This window comes from Rothia sp. ZJ932 (assembly GCF_016924835.1).
Taxonomy (GTDB): Bacteria; Actinomycetota; Actinomycetes; order Actinomycetales; family Micrococcaceae; genus Rothia.
In genome coordinates this window covers 2,066,414-2,082,425 of record NZ_CP070480.1, presented here as the reverse complement: position 1 = coordinate 2,082,425, position 16,012 = coordinate 2,066,414, and the positions used below count along the sequence as shown (strand labels likewise).

Here is a 16,012-nt window from a genome sequence, read left to right as displayed (position 1 = left end):
TATGGCTTAAGCCCACCGGTGGACTGATTCACCGGTGGGCTTTTACTGTGCGAACTACTAGTTACTGACCGCCCTGTATCAGCACTGCCAAGGTCTGATAGGGCAGCAGACGGTAGGCGCCGGAGGTCGGCGCGTCCGCACTGTAATTAGAAATCAGCACCTGCCCGCCAATGAACCGCTCGGGTACACTGACGTCAGTTGCTTCACCGTAGAAGTTATTGAGCACTAGCAGTTCAGTTGCGGCTGAGCCTTCACCGTCTTGGCGGGTGAAAGCGTAAACGCTACGGTGGTCGGCAACCCAGGGCGTATACCTGCCCCTTGAGATGACGGGGTACTCATGACGCAGAGCAATCAGCTTCTTATAGAAGGGCAGAATCTTACCCTCACGCTGCTCAGCCTCAACATTGATTTCCGCATAATCAGCGGTTCCCAGCCACGGAGTGCCGCTGGTAAAACCGGCATGGGCACTCGCGTCCCACTGCATGGGCGTGCGAGAATTATCGCGTGCTTTAGAGACCACAACCTCAAACGCCTGCGCCTCAGACAGCCCCGATTCGCGCAGAGTCGCAAAAGCATTGTGCGCCTCAACATCAACGTAGTCATCCATCGACGAATAGACAGGGTCAACCATGCCGATCTCTTCACCCATGTAAATGTAGGGGGTGCCGCGCGAAAGATGAACAGCTGCCGCCAACATGGTTGCCGACTCCACCCGGTAGGTTTCAACATCGCCAAAACGGTTGAGTGCTCGCGGCTGATCGTGGTTATTCAGAAACAGGGCATTCCAGCCGTTACCCGCCTGTACGCCCTCAGCCCAGCCGTGCCACAGCCCCTTGAGAGCCTCGAAATCAAAGGGCACGCGCGACCATTTATTGCCGGCATCGTAATCCACTTTGAGGTGGTGAAAGCTGAAAATCATCGACAGCTCATCGCGTGCCGGGGCTGAGTAAAGCACCCCGTTCTCGATAGTGGTAGATGACAGCTCGCCCACGGTCACGCTGTTGGCGTCGTTGCCGAAGGACGCGCGGTTCATCTCCTTGACCCAGGTGTGTACGCGCGGGGTATCGGTGTACATGAGCTTATCGAGGGTGCCCTCGGGCGCGTCCAGCAGAACTTCGTCTTTGCCGATGACGTTGATGACGTCGAATCGGAACCCGCGCACACCTTTGTCACGCCAGAAATTTACAACATTAAAAAGTTCTTGGCGTACGCGCGGGTTGTGCCAGTTAAGGTCAGCTTGCGATACATCGTAGAGGTGCAGGTAGTAGAGGTTGGTGTCGCCGAAAGGCTCCCATGCGGGGCCGCCAAACTTTGACTTCCAGTTGGTGGGTAGCGAACCGTTTACCTGTGCGGGTTGGAGGTAGAAGAAATCTTGGTATTCTTTTTCGCCGGCAAGGGCGCGCTGAAACCACTCGTGCTCGGTAGAAACGTGGTTGAAGACCATATCGAACATGACACCGATGCCGTGCTCGTCGAGAGCTGCGATGAGTTCTTCAAGGTCGCTCATGGTGCCCATGCTGGGTTCAATCGCGTAATAGTTGGAGATGTCGTAGCCGTTGTCTTTTTGCGGTGAAGCAAAGAAGGGGTTGAACCAGACCATATCGACGCCCAGCGAGGCAATGTAGGATACTTTTTCGATGACGCCGCGTAAATCGCCCACACCTGACCCTGTCGAATCGTAAAAAGACTTGGGGTAGATCTGGTAGATCACTTTATCTGCAAAGCTCAAAAGAAAACCTTTCGTGGGTGGGGTGCTTACTTGCGGCGGGCAAAATCTTGGTACTTGAACTTATCAGCGCGGTGGCGCGACTGTGAGAACTGAAAGGCTGTGGTATCAGCTAGGTGGGTAATGGAGCTGGTGACCGCTATGTAAGCGCCGGGGGTCAGCCCTAAAAGCTCGCGGTCTTGGGCGTTGGCTGGCTCCACGGTGATTTGCTTGGGGGAGTAGGCGATAGCGAGCCCGAGTTCCCCCTCAAAGTAGGAGTAGAGGGAGGTCTGGGCGACTTCAATACTGATATCGGGTACTACTGAGGTGAGAATGAAATCGTGGTCGATAATTGAGGGTAGCCCGTCAATGACGCGAACGCGCCCCACATAGGTAGCTTCTCTGCCGGGGGAGTGGGCGGGATCTATTTCAATAAAAGGGCGGGCGGGCACCGGCGCTTTTTCGAGGGCAAACACGCGGTTTTCCGAGGTGAGGCCGTTGCTTCTGAGAAACTGGGTGTAACTAACGAGGTTAGAGACCGGCAGGGTGTAGCGGGTGGGGCTGATAACGATGGAGCCCTTGCCGACCATTTTTTGGATGCGTCCCTCATCGGTGAGCAGTGCGAGCGCCTTGCGTGTTGTTTCGCGGGAGACCTGGTAGTGGGCGGCGAGGTGTTTTTCGCTGGGCAGGAGGGTGCCTACCTGGAATTCGCCGGACTCTATGCGGTCGGTGAGGTTGCTCGCTACGTGCTGGTACTTGTTGGCCATGATAACCACCCTAGCACCTGTCTAGACAGCTTGTCTGGTTTTGGTCTGCTGTGTTGGGCATCGGGGCGTCCTGCGGTATAGCTGGCTCTACCAGTCAAGAGTAGATGGTGCTCCACTGTAATCTTGCGGTAAGAAGAGAAGAATTGAAGGCATGAACACGTCACCTACATTCTCAGAAGAACCAACCCGGCCTCTGGTACCGGAACACACCGCCCAGCTGCCCCCTGCCGATCCTCAGGGTGCGGACGCGGGTGAAGACCCCGTGCCGGGGGTCGCGTCCGTGGAAACCCGCCCCCACAAAACCCTGTGGCGACGCATGGCAAGCCCCTTCTACGTACTGGGGGTAGGACCCTGGCTAGCGATCATCACCTTGGTGCTACTTGCCGTTGTGAGCTCAACTCTCGTAAGTGTCTTGATGCCTTTTGTTGCTAGCAGTCTTATCTTTCTGGCATCCGGTGTTCTGCTACTGCTAGCACCCTTTACGCTCATCTTCGCAACCTTGCTAGCACCGCCGATTGCAGTCTGCTTTGGATACTTTGAACGATGGCGCTTACGCATGACAGGTCACGGCGAGGTGCCAAATGGTCACGTACCGGTGCCACTTTCACAATTTACCCACTGGTATAAGGTGCGCTTCACCGAAGTCGCGACATGGCGCGAGCTGGGATCGCTGATTCTGGGGCAGGTGATTAGCACACTAGCTGCTGTTGTCATGGCATTTGAAGCGCTATGCCTGTGGGCAGCAGGGCTGCTCTTCTGGGTACTGGCTATCAAGCGAGATACCATCAACCTCTGGTACCCGAATAATGCCTATTTTCAGGGCATGACTGACCGGGAAATCGCAGAATATAGAGAGTATGGTTTTCCGTTTGACCCCAATATTGACCCCGATAATCCTCAGTGGCAGCTGACTCCTGAGCACTGGTGGCTGCCGATTGCACTGATTCTTGCTGGTCTCTTTGTCTTTGCTTACCTCAATGGCATCATAGGTGGTGCAAGCGCGTCTCTGTCAAAGATGGTGCTCTCACCTCACCCCGAGGAGTACGAGCGTAAGCTGGCGAAACTCACCGCATCACGCTCTACCATCGTGGATTCCTTTGAATCCGAACGTCGACGCATTGAACGCAACCTGCATGACGGGGTGCAACAGGAGCTGGTGAACATTAGCTTGCGTTTGGGACTCGCCGAGATGGAAGCCAAAAACCTAGTGGCGGCGGGCCACCCCGCGCACAACCTGCACACCCAAGTTGCACAGGCTAAAGGGGATCTCACCCACGCCCTTGAGACCCTGCGTAACACCGTGCGAGGCATCTACCCGGCAGTGCTTGAAGACCACGGTCTGCACGCCGCCCTGGAAGAACTCGCCCACCACACCATCATCCCCACCCACCTTGATTACCGCGTAAACGTTCCCCTACCTCGAGATGCTGAACGGGTAGCCTACTACACCGCCAACGAAGCCGTGGCTAACGCGCTCAAGCACAGCAGCGCGTCCGCCCTCACTATTACCGCCACCAATTCAGCTGCCCAGTTCATTCTGGATATCACCGATAACGGCGGGGGCGGTGCTGACCCCACCCGCGGTACAGGGCTAGCCGGTCTGCGTGAGCGCGCCGAAACCCTCGGCGGCACTGTAGAAGTAACCAGCGTGCCCAGAGCATCCAGCACAGTAACCCTCACCCTGCCCTTGCCAGGGTGCTAAACACCCCCTGCCCCTTCGTCTTCGCCTTGAACAGCGAGGGGCGGTGCTGACTAGAATGAAAACTATGCGTATTATCCTCGCCGAAGACTCCGCCCTGCTACGTGAAGGGCTCAAAATGGTGCTCACCCACCTGGGCCACACCATCGTGGCAGAAGCCGCTACCGCCCCCGACCTGCAGGACGCTTATGCACGGGTTGGAACGCACGAAGTCGATCTGGTGATCACCGACGTCCGCATGCCACCAACCAACACCTCAGATGGTCTGCAAGTAGCTCTCACCCTACGCGAAGAAAATCCCAATACCCCCATTCTCGTTCTCTCCCAATACATTGCCTCGGCATACGCCCGCGAACTTTTCGCCGCCGGCGCCAACGGGCTGGGGTACCTGCTTAAAGACCGCGTCAGCAACATCGAGGACTTCGCCCGCGCCATCACCACCATCGCAGACGGCGGCACCGTCGTAGACCCGGACGTCATCGCCCACCTCATGCGCCCGCAGACCCCCGATACCGACAAGCTCGCCGCTCTCACCAACCGCGAAAAAGAAATCCTCGCCCTCATGGCACAGGGAAAATCAAACACCGATATCGAAACTGAACTCTTCGTTTCAAGCGCTACTGTTGCCAAACACATCGGTAACATCTTCGATAAGCTCGGTCTCGCCCCAGATGCCGGCAACCGACGTGTGCGCGCAGTCCTGACCTTCTTGGACGCGTCCTAGCGGGGGAAAGCGGGGCGGGGCAGGTCACGTACAAGGCTGGCGGCAGGGGAGCGGCTGAACGAGCGCGAGTGAGCAGGGGTGACCACGAAAAATAAGAGGTGACCACGAAAAGTAATGCTGACCGTACCTTTCGTGGTCACCATGACTTTTGGTGGTCATCTCTTACGTCTGGTGGTCACACCCCAAAACTGAACTACTCCCCCAAGAGGTACTTTCGTCTTAGAACGGTACTGCGTGCTGGGTAGGCAGTAGGACGCAAAAGCACCCGAGTCGGATGCGTCATCCGCCCCCGACACCTTTTTATCGGGAAGAACGAGCCCTGCGGTATTTGCTGACATTAGACCAGCCCTTCTTTACGAAGGCCGGTTTCTTACTTTCAGCGGTGGGTCTGCGCATGAGCGTCACCCCATCAAAATCAACGGTTTCCCATTGGTGGCGGTGAACTTTGAAGTCAAAACCCTGTTCTGTGTTGGTTGAGAAAACCATGAGCGCGCGTCCTGATTGCACCGATGCAATGATGCGCTCCCAGAGGTGTTCGCGTACACGGGCGCTTACCTTACCAACGTAGACACCGCTACTAATTTCAAGTAGCCAGCGGGTAAGGTCGCCGCGCAAAGCAGGTGGGCAGTTAGAGACAACAACCACGATCACGCGCCGGCTCCTCCGTAGTTCTGCCCGCTTTCTACAGTTTCACCGCGCTCGCCCCACAGCGAAACGACATCTGCGTATAGCTCGCCCTCATCGAGTTCGGCGGGCACCAGCAAACGTTGGATATCGTGAGCGCACTGCTGCATAATTTTGCTATTTTTGATTTTTTCGCGGACGGCGCGGCGGGTTCTTGACCCAATGTCTTCAGTGCTTTCAGCGACAACATCGAACGCAGCAGGTATTGTAATTTCAGCTTTGTAGAGATCAGCGATGTCGTAGATAAAAGCCCGCGAATGACCAGTGTGTACAAAACCCAAACCGGGGGAGCACCCGAGGGCAACCACTATAGCGTGTACCGCACCGTAGAGGCAGGCATGGGCTGCTGAAAGCGCCTTGTTGATGGGGTCTGAGCTACCAAAATTATTGGGATCATATTTGCGGCTATTCCAGGCAACTCCGGTTCGCTCGGAATGCTCTCGATAGATTTTACGGACGCGCGCACCTTCTTTCCCGCGTAGCTGCTGCATGGTAAGGTCGGCGACGTCCTCGTTGGGAAATCTCATGCTGTACATGGTGCGGGCAACCTCAAGGCGTTTGCGGGTATTGCTGACTTTATCTGCTTGCGCTTGAAGCAGTCTTGCTGTTTTAGCGGTAGACGTTCCGTGTGCGTAGTAGCGTACGCCGTGTTCACCGACCCATACGGCAGTCACCCCGCAGTCAGCTAGTAGCATCATGGCGTGGTGGGTGATGCGCGTCCCTGGACCTAACAGTAGTGCGCCTAGGGAAGCAGCCGGTATGTGAACTGTGCCGTTGGTATCAGTTGCTGTGATTGCACTATCTTCGCGGTGAATAATGCTATGCTCAACGTAGATGAATGAGATTCGCTCAGATGCTCTGGTGAGTTCTCGTGAGGTGGGTAGGGTAGCACCAATCATGTGTCTCGCCTTTGAAACTAGGTAGTAGTAAAAACTGGGGCATGCCCGCAGACATACCCCAGTGAAGGTTAGGATAAAACGTTTCGTAGCGTGAGCAACCCGCAGCCATAGGCCTTACCCTTGCCCATACCGGTCAGTAGAGATTTTTTGAAAAGGTCTACATCGGTGATGACCAGGACGCCGTCAAACTGTGCTTGACGCAGAGTCACGCTGTGCAGCGCACCATCTTCGTGCGGATTCCTACGGGAGAAACGCTGGTCGTTCCTGCCGATGACATTTGCTAGCGGCTGCGCTGTTTCAGGATCCTGAGCAATAGTAAAGCCCCACTGCTCAGCTTTATGAAGAAGCCATCCTAACTGCTGTTCAGCAGTAACATGTGGAACCACCTTGCCGCGCTTGCCATCAGCAACTGGTAGGGATTTCACAGGGTTGCCCGTAAAACGGAACCCCCAAGACTGCCCTTTTTCCAGCTTGTTCAAGAGTTTCCCCAGAGGAGCAGTCTCACCGGGGCGAGACTCCCAGCCCGAAGATTCCTGAAGATGCCTGAGATCAGGTTCCTCGGGACTCTGAATATAAAGGGTGTAACTAGCGCCCTGAATATCCAACCGCCACAGCACTCGGCTATCTTTTGAAACCGGGCTATCTGGCGGAAAACTTGCTAGCACTGCCGCGTGCATAGCCTGTGGGCTGGCAATAAGCTTCCGAGCTTCTCGCCGCTGAGGGTTCAGCAAAATACGCGAGAAATAAGTCATGCCTCAGTCACCTCCTTCATAAAATCATCCTGAGGCTCTACCCCGTTGGGGTTCTCGACTTCCACAGGTTCGGCACGATACACAGCACGCAAAGTGTACTGGCGGTACTCAGGATTGAAACTAACAGGCGTATCCCGCAAAGTATCAGCCGGTTCACCCTGGCGAGCATCCCGCAATATCTGTAGCGAAACGGGATTGTAAGCCTGCTCACGCACCCGTGTAGGGGCGAACCATGGCTGCGCTCGCAGCACCGTTTCACCGTCACCGTCCTTGATACCTAGGACGAGGTTAGGGTTAGCGGGGCAGGAACGGCGTCCTAAATACAAAGGGTAAACAGGACGCCTCAGGGCGGCTTCAAGAGTTTCGAGCTGAGCGCGGTCGGGGGAGCTAAGTGCCACTACAAAGACGGCGTCTGATAGGTAGTAGCGGGTGGAAAGCTGGGAATTTTTTTTGTTTCCGAACCAGTTGCGGGCGGTGTGATAGTCGCGCATAAGAGAACCAGGGTGATCGACTCGAACCGCAAATTCTAGTTCGGCGAGATCAGCAACCGATTCTTCCCGGCTTCTGCCGAGTGCCGCAGCCACAAGCCCGATCACACCTGATTTAGTGGGTTCTTTATTGGTGCTACGAGTCTTGAACCGGCTATCAGCTCCCCACGCCTGTAGCGGCGCTTTGAAGAGAAGAAGCAGAGAGTGCATTAGTTTGTGTGCACCTCAGCTAGGTCTGCTTGCAGCTTATCAAGAAGGGTCTTGAGGTTTACTTCTTCACCCAGTGCGGCGAGGGACTCTTTGAGCTCTCCAACAGCAAGAACATAGCTCTTGGCTGGTTCAAGACCGTAGGTCTCAGCGAGATCAGTAGCTTCTTGTGCCAGTGCTTGAGCGGCCATGACGCGACGGCCATGTTCTGCAGATTCTTTGACTGGGGTTTCAAAGGCATTGACGTAGGAAACAGGGCGGTCATCTCGCAAGGTTACTACCACTGCTTCGGGCAGGGTACGGTTGGCAAAGCTATTCTGCTTACCGGTGGGCATGGCAGAGATGAAGCTCTTGATGAATTGTAGAGCCGCAGCATGAGCAGCTTCCTTGTCATCGAGGTTTTTGGCTAAGCCGTCCAGGTTGATGTTTGCGTAGCGGTAGAGAGTGGATGACATCATTTCTACGGTGCCAATCATGCCTGCACCTGATTCTTCTGCCTCGCGCACAACATCATCTACAGCGGTGTAGTAGTCGAATTCTGGTTCTGATTCGTGAACTCCAATAGCATGGGCTACCTGAGAGGAAGCGTCTACGTTGAAGTCGGGTGCATCGGCTAGCATGCGACCAAAGAGGGAAATATCGACGCTGTGCTGGGTATCGAGAATCTTTGCTACTTCTTTTTTGGTGAGCTTGGCGCCATCTGCGTCAATAATTGCCTGCGCTAGGCGGTTGATTTGTTGGGTGCTGAGAAGAAGGAGGTAGCCTGTCTCTAACGTTGTTTTTTTATCTTCAAGACCTTTATTTTTAACTTTAGGAGTTATCTTGATACCAGCAGTTTTAAAAGCTGCGGTCACTTCTGCCTGCGCTTTTTCAACGTCGTACTCTTCAGAAATATCTTGGATTTTCTTGACAACTTTTTCGGCGACTCGCTTGGTACGCAAACCCAGCTGTGAGCTGTCGAGATTACCTGCGAAATCCTGACGGATAGCCGACTTCCATGCCTGGGAAGAAACCCGCTGACGGGGGACGCCACCAAACACAGCTGTCTTAGGCGCGCCGGTGTCATCACGGTTAATGTTTGAGGGCGGAAGAGTCTGTAGTGCGTGAATATCAATAAAAAAGCTCATGTTTTTCTCCTTCAAGAGTTATGAATGGGTGGGGGTTTGCGATGAAGTCTTGTCGAAACCGTAGACGAAGTTACGGCTCCATCGGGTGATGACGCTGCTACGGTGTTTTGGGCTCTGTAGCTTGGCTAGGTCTTCGCTAAAAGTGCCATAGTCGAAAGGAATCTCTTCTTGCTTGAGCAACTGCACAAGTGAGCGTGCATGATAACTCATCGCTGTATAGGTGCGTGCCTGCAAGAGAGAATCGAAGCGTTTTTTGATGGACGCGGTACGTTTGTCAACGAGTTCACCTACAGCGGAGCCGAATGAGCGCCCTGCAGCGTGCATGATGCGCTGTTCTGATTGCTGATGCACCGCGAAGAGCGTCAGCGCGGTGAAAGCCGCTAGCTCTCGCTGGGTGGGTAAATCTCCCTGACGGTATTTCGCATCCTCAGGGAAGGCATGCTCGTCCTCGGCGGAAATAACGTACTGCCAGGCAAGAGGGAACCGCGCTGGGTCTTGACCGACCGCTTTACGCAGTTCACTCAGCTGCTTCTTAGAGAGAGAACTACCGGATGAATAAGAACCATAGAGCGCATTGACTTTACGAGTAACGAAGCGAGAAAGACTCTGCTCACTTGTGCTGGTTGGGGTATTAGCCATTTGTATTCTCCTTTCTGATATCGGGGTAGGCAAGCGGGAAGGTCTCACGCAAGCTCTTGAGATAGGATCTATGGGCGGTTGCTGCCGTTACCAAATGCTGTATGCCGTTCTCATCCTCAAGTCGACCAAGAACAGCTTTGGGTGGTGCAGCTGCCAGCATTCGTTGTGCCTCTTGGGTAAAGAACTTTTGTGCCTGCTGGTGCCATAACGCTTTAACTTCTTCGGGGCGCATATGGTGGGTTACCGTTGAAAGCCAGTTTCTAAACTCTGTTTCTAAGAGGTAGAGGGCGTTTTCTGTGGGTTGCGGCTGAAATTCGTATTCTTTACCCGCTGCCACAAGAATATGACCTGCAAACCTACCAAGCTGTACAGCGGCGTTCACAGTCTTGCTGGAGTTCTCTATGATTGCAGCTCGAATCTTGGGGTGGTTTTCGGTGAGAAGCGCCAACTCGAGGGGTAGGTGCTCATCAATAACCGCCTCGATTACTGAGTTTTGGGGTCCGTAAACCACACCTACTAACTGTACCGTCAGGTGGATATCTTGAGGGAAGTACCGCCCTAGGTTGGTAACAGTGCGAGGACGAATGTTTTCTTTAACGCCTGCTGAACCCGAAGAGAGCGTAAGTAGAGCATCGATGCCTTTCCAGAGAGTGCGTTCTGCATTATGCTGCTGGGGCATCCACACATCCTCAGTTTTTGAGGACTGATTTTTGCTGTAGCGATAACCGGTCCAGGGGTCAAAGAGGTTCTTTGCTTCAACGAACTTGTCTGAGACTTTATCACCATTAGAGACGAGCACGCCGGTGACGGCTTTACCTTCTGGAAAAAGGCGGATTCTGCGTGATTGCCAGGTGAGAATATCAGAGCTGCCAGTGGGCAAAACCGTTTCTCTGCTATCTTCTCTCTGGGCAGCAGTATCGGGGGTACGCTCCCAGACGGGCTGATCTGCAAGAGCTGTCAGCGTTGAGTAACCATCGGCATCATCGCTGACTTCAAACAACTCATCATAAGGCGTATTAAGTAGCAGAGTTTCAATGATATTTTTACCGTGCAAGATGACTTTATCGGTGCTTCCATACCAGCCAGTGCCGATAGGGTAGCCTTTACCCCCTTTGATGCGGGGGTCCCCCACTGCACCTGATTTGATGCCCGAGTAGTCGTAGGCGTGGGTAGCTATCAGATAACAGGCAGCCTCAGCAAAGCTCAGGGTTTTTTTGCCTTTATCTGCTCGGATTGAAAAATGGTCTGACTCTGAGTCAAAAATAATGCGTGAGACCTCAGAACGAGTATTTTTTGAGGTGTGCAGGTTGGCTACTTGCATGAAGGGGTGCTCAGGGTGGAAGAGGTCAAACCTGTTCTTAACGTCAGCACTCTCTAAATAGTCGAGTATCGGTTCTAGATTCGCAGTATTAGGCTGAAAATTTTTCTGGATCCATGTCTTGATGGCAGCGTCTTTTTCGGGAGGGGTGAAGGAGTCATCCTCTTCCCACTGCTTGTCAAAGTCATGCAGGATGGCACGGTTGAAGACCGCCACGAGTATAGCTAGAACCGAGGTATCTATGAGCGGATCCTCGTGTGCAAGCCGCTTGATGTCGTAGCCATGTTCGAAAAGCTCCTTGATGGAAACTTCTGCGCTCGTCCCATCACAACGCTGAACAAGAATCCACGGATCAAGTATCAGGTTGAACCCCGGCTGTATGGGGTCTTTGATCATGGGTGTCCTCTTTTCAAAAAATACTCACTTGCTGGCCGAATGAGGTAGAAAGGTTGCTAAATTGTCAGTCGGTTCTGTCACTATGTCTTGTGATAAGAACATGCCTAAGGCATAATCTATACTAAAAATCAATAGGTAGAAAGATATTCTTCCAAGTTGTTGAAAATGTGTAAAGTAGGAAGTCTGTGAGGAATTTGCTCTCGTCTTCGCGAGAAATAGAGAGAGCCTCATTGATGAACGATATTCGTCCAATGGCTCATCGCCGCATTGGTGGCGCAAAATAAAAAGGACTACCGCCGTCTAAGACGGCAACAGCCCCAATGAATACGGATTTTAACCCGTTTGCTGAACACTACTCTACACAAAGTAAAGGGAATAGGGAAGGAAGAAGAAGTTGTCGTCTTTCACAGAGGAACAGATGCTTCGGCTGGTGGGGGAGTCGCGGTTTTCTACATATATGAGCCAAGCTCATCAATCATACGATGAAGCTTTAGACCTATATCTGTGGAATCTAAAGGCTGCATCAGCGATCCAATCTTCTACTGCAGTCGTGGAGGTTTTTCTGCGAAATACAATCGATGCAGCGTTCAAGAAGTGGAACTGCCAGCAACTTTTTGCAGAGGTTCCTCATAGAAACTATCCGTATACCCAAGAGTGGATTCTTGACCCTAGCCCTGCCTGTCAAAACTGGCTGTATCAGGGTGACCAGCCAGAATCTAGCAGGCTGCTCAGGAACGCTCACGCTGCAATGAAAGATATGCAGGGGAAAGACGTCAAATAGATCCCATCTCATGTTGATTATCTAGCCGCATTGACTTTCGGTGTGTGGGTAAGATTCATTCCCAGCTCGAAGGCGAGTAACCCCCAGAAATTTCCCCTTAACTTTTGGGATGAAACCCTAAGCGAGAGTTTTGGTAGGCAAGATCGTAATACTGTTTTCTACTGGCTTCAGCATCTGCGGTATGCACGTAATAGGGCGTCCCATCTTGAGCCTTTGCTAGATATAAAACAACTCAAATATTTTCATCGATCTGCTGTTAGAACTATCAACTCCATCGACCCAGCAGCCGCCTCGTGGTTTGCTGGTCGGGCATTTATTCCGCAAGTCATTGCACAGAAACCTTTGTGAGGAATGGTGAAAGATGAGTAACCCAGTCAAAAATTTATCTGCTCAGGTGCAGAGTTTTTGGGCGAAAACAGGTGATAAAGAAACACCTGTACCTGGTATGAGCCTGCCGCAGCACATGTTAGATAGCGCTATGGTTGCTCAGCGTCTCTGGGAATGCTGGCTATCTGAAGGCAGTAAGCTAAACGTTGCAGAAAAACTTGGGCTTACACCAGAAGATGCTTGTGCCTTTGTTGCGTGGGTAGTAGGTACCCACGATATCGGCAAAGCTACCCCTGAGTTTTCTGGTCAACTTGATAGCAGACAAAACCAAGAACTCTTTGTGTACCGCCAGAAGATTGAGGACGCCGGCTATGAGTTTCCGGTTAGCCTGACGAATGTGCAGGGCAGGTGCGCGCACTCCCAGTACAGCCAAAGCATCATCACATCCTGGCTCACGCGCGTTCTAGGAGATGAAGCTGAGCCTGTAGAAACAGCGGCTCAAACAGTCGCTCACATCAGCGGGGCTCACCATGGGCTACCCGCTGACCGTCCTACAAACATTTGTCCTGACCGCCGTGATGAACAATTACTTGAATATGTTGATGACTATGAAAAATACGCGAACTGGGGCGAAGCCTGGAAAGAATTGCTGGGCTTCATCACTGAGCAGACGGGCGCGAAGCACGCACTCAGGCAACTGATTAATGGTGGGGGCGGAATCCCTGCTGAACTTCAGTTCTTTCTCACAGGCCTTACCATTATGTCTGACTGGATTGCCTCAAACGCGGACTACTTCCCCTATGAAACGAACATTGAGGATCAAAACCTTAGAATCGAAACTGCTTTCAGCCGCCTCGCGCTAAACTCCCCCTGGCAGCCGTCATCCTTGAAAAATCTTGAGCCTGAAGAAATATATAGTCAACGTTTTGGCTGGGAGGGTGATATTAATCTGCGCCCCATGCAGCGAGTAGCTATTGAGGCTGCGAGGTCTTTACCTCATGGAGGTCTCATCTGTATTGAGGCGCCCATGGGGCAGGGAAAGACTGAGGCGGGCCTGGTCGCGGCTGAAATCCTTGCACACCGTGCAGGGAAAAACGGTCTTATGTTTGCTGCACCCAGCCAAGCAACCGCTGACGCCCTTTTCACCCGTGTGGATCAATGGGCTCAGAGAGCTGCTGCCACCAGTGAGTGCGTCTCAATGTATTTGGCTCATTCAAAGAATCAGCTCAATGAAGAGTTTAAGCAAAAGCGTTTTGCCCGCATCAACACCTCTGAGCCGGGAACCGATAGCCATCAGTTTGCGAACGTCGTAGCCCACCAGTGGTTCTCTAAAAAACGCGGGGTGCTCTCTAACTTTGTGGTGGGTACGGTCGATCAGGTGCTGATGATGACACTTGCCTCACGGCATGTAATGCTGAGGCATCTGGGTCTATCAGAGAAGGTCATCATCATCGATGAGGTGCATGCTTACGATGCCTATATGAATGTGTATCTTATAAATGCGTTGAAATGGTTGGGTAAGATGCGGGCTCCCGTAGTTTTGATGTCAGCTACCTTGCCATCTGTCACGAGAAAGAAGCTTCTCGACGCATACGCTCTGGGCCTTCACAATGATAGCAGTAGGAAAAGGAGACCTAGCCAGGGGCAGCCTCCTGCGCCGCAAAAGGTAGAGGTGGATCTTTCTTACCCCGTCATTCATACCGTTTCAGCAGACTCAGCTGGTGTACCTCAGAAATGGGTGATCGAACAGCCTCCACAACAGCAGGAATTTTCTGTGCGCGTGATGGATGATTCTTTTGCTGAACTAGACAGTGTTCTTGCCCCGTTAGAGACGGACGGTGGTTGCGCGGCGATTATCTGCAATACGGTGGGGCGCGCGCAAGAAGTTTACGAGCACCTGCAGGGAACTTTCACAGAACAAGAAGTGATGCTCGTACATTCCCGTTTTTTGGCTTTGGACCGGGTAGCAATGGAACAAAACCTCGTTTCAAAGCTGGGCAAGAACGCCCGACACGGGGCGGGGCGTCCGCACCGTCTTATTGTGGTAGGTACTCAAGTTATTGAGCAATCCCTCGATATTGATTTTGATGTGATGATCACTGACCATGCACCGGTGGATCTTATTTTGCAACGCATGGGGCGTCTGCATAGGCATGAGAGGGCGGGGCAGCGTCCTGAAGTTTTTAAGCGTCCGATCTGTTATGTGCGAGGTGTAGAACAGTTTGGCTCCGAGGGCAAACCGCCTACTTTCGTAAAGGCCGCAGAACTCATCTATGCAAAGGCGTTTTTGCTTTCAAGTTACGCCCAGCTCATGCCGTATTTTGAGGGAAAACAACTGCGAATACCGGCTGATATAAGCGCACTAGTGCAGCAGGCTTATATGGATTCCCCGACTCTTCCGACATCATGGGCTAATGAATGGGATGAGGCACAGCAAAAGCTGAAGGAACAACAAAATATTGGTGTGGAAAAGGCCAGTGTTTTTTCTATGCAACCAGGTAAAGATTTCATGTTTGATTACTTCGGCGAGGACGGACGTGCCCTAGGCACTGACTCAGATGAGGCGAAGGCACAAGCGAAAGTACGAGATACCGACGAAACCTTAGAGGTTATCGTGGTGCAGGCTGATGCAACGGGGGAGCAATACAGACCACTCAGCTCAGACTATAAAGGCATCTATTTTGATGTTGAAAGCCCAGAAAAACCCGACTGGAAACTCGCAAATATCTTGGCTGGATCGACCATTCGTCTACCACATCAGTTTGCAGATAACGGTAAACCGGCAGCTGAGAATCCTTTCGACAAAGCGCTGGGGGAACTGGAACGGAACTATATTCCCGGCTGGCAGCAACACTATCTGCTGAAAGACCAACTTACGTTAATGCTTGACGCCAATTACGAATGTTTGCTTGCAGGAAAGAAAATTCGATACTCCCAAGAGCTTGGATTGCAAGTCAGCAACAACGAGTGAGGGTAAACTCTAAAACGTGGCTATTGAGGCAAACTAAATAAATTAGGCTAGGTGAATAGGTGTTACGCCTAGTCACCTAGTGTGTTCCCCGCATAGACGGGGATGAGCCCCCTGTTTTCTGAAGAATATTCGTTGCTTCTATGTGTTCCCCGCGTAGACGGGGATGAGCCCTACCGGTATAAAGATTCATGGTGTCGTAGAATGTGTTCCCCGCGTAGACGGGGATGAGCCCTTGAAATTGTTACGAGAGACCGCAGCCGTCCAGTGTTCCCCGCGTAGACGGGGATGAGCCCCCGCACAAACAGACATAAAGAAACCTCTAGAGGTGTTCCCCGCGTAGACGGGGATGAGCCCCGGGCGAATTGAACAACATAGAAACCTTCTGAGTGTTCCCCGCGTAGACGGGGATGAGCCCCAGACGCTTGCCCCTTTTGCTTGCCCCCCCTGTGTTCCCCGCGTAGACGGGGATGAGCCCCGTGCTTAGCCTGGTATAAAAACCAGCCCGTAGTGTTCCCCGCGTAGACGGGG

The 16,012-nt window shown here is 52.7% G+C and carries 12 protein-coding genes and 1 CRISPR repeat array (1 of these 13 only partly in view); of the genes, 3 read left to right on the top strand and 9 right to left on the bottom strand.

Translation table 11 applies throughout. The features are described from left to right. Nucleotides 1-61 precede the first annotated feature (61 nt). Entirely contained in the window at nucleotides 62-1,729 is a 1,668-nt protein-coding gene (locus tag JR346_RS09490) for an alpha,alpha-phosphotrehalase (RefSeq protein WP_205482358.1), read from the bottom strand. Between the two features lie 26 nt (nucleotides 1,730-1,755). After that, the gene (gene treR, locus JR346_RS09485; protein ID WP_205482357.1) at nucleotides 1,756-2,472 is read right to left on the bottom strand and encodes a trehalose operon repressor; all 717 of its coding nucleotides are present in this window, start codon (nucleotides 2,470-2,472) and stop codon (nucleotides 1,756-1,758) included. 151 nt (nucleotides 2,473-2,623) lie between these two features. Here treR and JR346_RS09480 point away from each other — a divergent pair, with 151 nt between their 5' ends. Further along, nucleotides 2,624-4,174, top strand: coding sequence for a sensor histidine kinase (locus JR346_RS09480; RefSeq protein WP_205482356.1), 1,551 nt, complete (start codon nucleotides 2,624-2,626; stop codon nucleotides 4,172-4,174). Between the two features lie 64 nt (nucleotides 4,175-4,238). Then, nucleotides 4,239-4,895, top strand: coding sequence for a response regulator transcription factor (locus JR346_RS09475; protein WP_204878118.1), 657 nt, complete (start codon nucleotides 4,239-4,241; stop codon nucleotides 4,893-4,895). Nucleotides 4,896-5,195: 300 nt separating this feature from the next. On the opposite strand, the gene cas2e is transcribed toward JR346_RS09475, so the two are convergent. From cas2e to casA, 7 genes are all read right to left on the bottom strand, one after another. Next, on the bottom strand, nucleotides 5,196-5,546 hold the full coding sequence (cas2e, locus tag JR346_RS09470; protein WP_204878119.1) for a type I-E CRISPR-associated endoribonuclease Cas2e: 351 nt from the start codon (nucleotides 5,544-5,546) through the stop codon (nucleotides 5,196-5,198). Continuing rightward, nucleotides 5,543-6,478, bottom strand: coding sequence for a type I-E CRISPR-associated endonuclease Cas1e (cas1e, locus tag JR346_RS09465; RefSeq protein WP_205482355.1), 936 nt, complete (start codon nucleotides 6,476-6,478; stop codon nucleotides 5,543-5,545). The genes cas2e and cas1e overlap by 4 nt, the downstream gene beginning before the upstream one ends. Nucleotides 6,479-6,546: 68 nt before the next feature. Further along, nucleotides 6,547-7,230, bottom strand: a complete 684-nt coding sequence (gene cas6e, locus JR346_RS09460) for a type I-E CRISPR-associated protein Cas6/Cse3/CasE (protein WP_204878121.1) — start codon at nucleotides 7,228-7,230, stop codon at nucleotides 6,547-6,549. Further along, nucleotides 7,227-7,928 carry a type I-E CRISPR-associated protein Cas5/CasD gene (gene cas5e, locus JR346_RS09455; RefSeq protein ID WP_205482354.1) on the bottom strand — a complete coding sequence of 234 codons (702 nt, stop codon included), beginning with the start codon at nucleotides 7,926-7,928 and terminating at the stop codon, nucleotides 7,227-7,229. Before cas5e ends, cas6e begins: the two co-directional genes overlap by 4 nt. Beyond that, nucleotides 7,928-9,052, bottom strand: coding sequence for a type I-E CRISPR-associated protein Cas7/Cse4/CasC (gene cas7e, locus JR346_RS09450; RefSeq protein WP_205482353.1), 1,125 nt, complete (start codon nucleotides 9,050-9,052; stop codon nucleotides 7,928-7,930). The genes cas5e and cas7e overlap by 1 nt, the downstream gene beginning before the upstream one ends. A gap of 18 nt (nucleotides 9,053-9,070) precedes the next feature. Then, the gene (gene casB / locus JR346_RS09445) at nucleotides 9,071-9,691 is read right to left on the bottom strand and encodes a type I-E CRISPR-associated protein Cse2/CasB (RefSeq protein ID WP_205482352.1); all 621 of its coding nucleotides are present in this window, start codon (nucleotides 9,689-9,691) and stop codon (nucleotides 9,071-9,073) included. Continuing rightward, nucleotides 9,684-11,405, bottom strand: coding sequence for a type I-E CRISPR-associated protein Cse1/CasA (gene casA, locus JR346_RS09440; protein WP_205482351.1), 1,722 nt, complete (start codon nucleotides 11,403-11,405; stop codon nucleotides 9,684-9,686). The genes casB and casA overlap by 8 nt, the downstream gene beginning before the upstream one ends. Nucleotides 11,406-12,547: 1,142 nt before the next feature. Between casA and cas3 the strand changes: the two genes are divergently transcribed. Continuing rightward, nucleotides 12,548-15,484 (top strand): CRISPR-associated helicase Cas3', encoded by a 2,937-nt coding sequence (gene cas3 / locus JR346_RS09435; RefSeq protein ID WP_255521888.1) that lies wholly within the window; start codon nucleotides 12,548-12,550, stop codon nucleotides 15,482-15,484. A gap of 81 nt (nucleotides 15,485-15,565) precedes the next feature. Continuing rightward, nucleotides 15,566-16,012: a CRISPR direct-repeat array (repeat unit 29 nt; unit sequence GTGTTCCCCGCGTAGACGGGGATGAGCCC) (it continues 1,108 nt past the right edge of the window).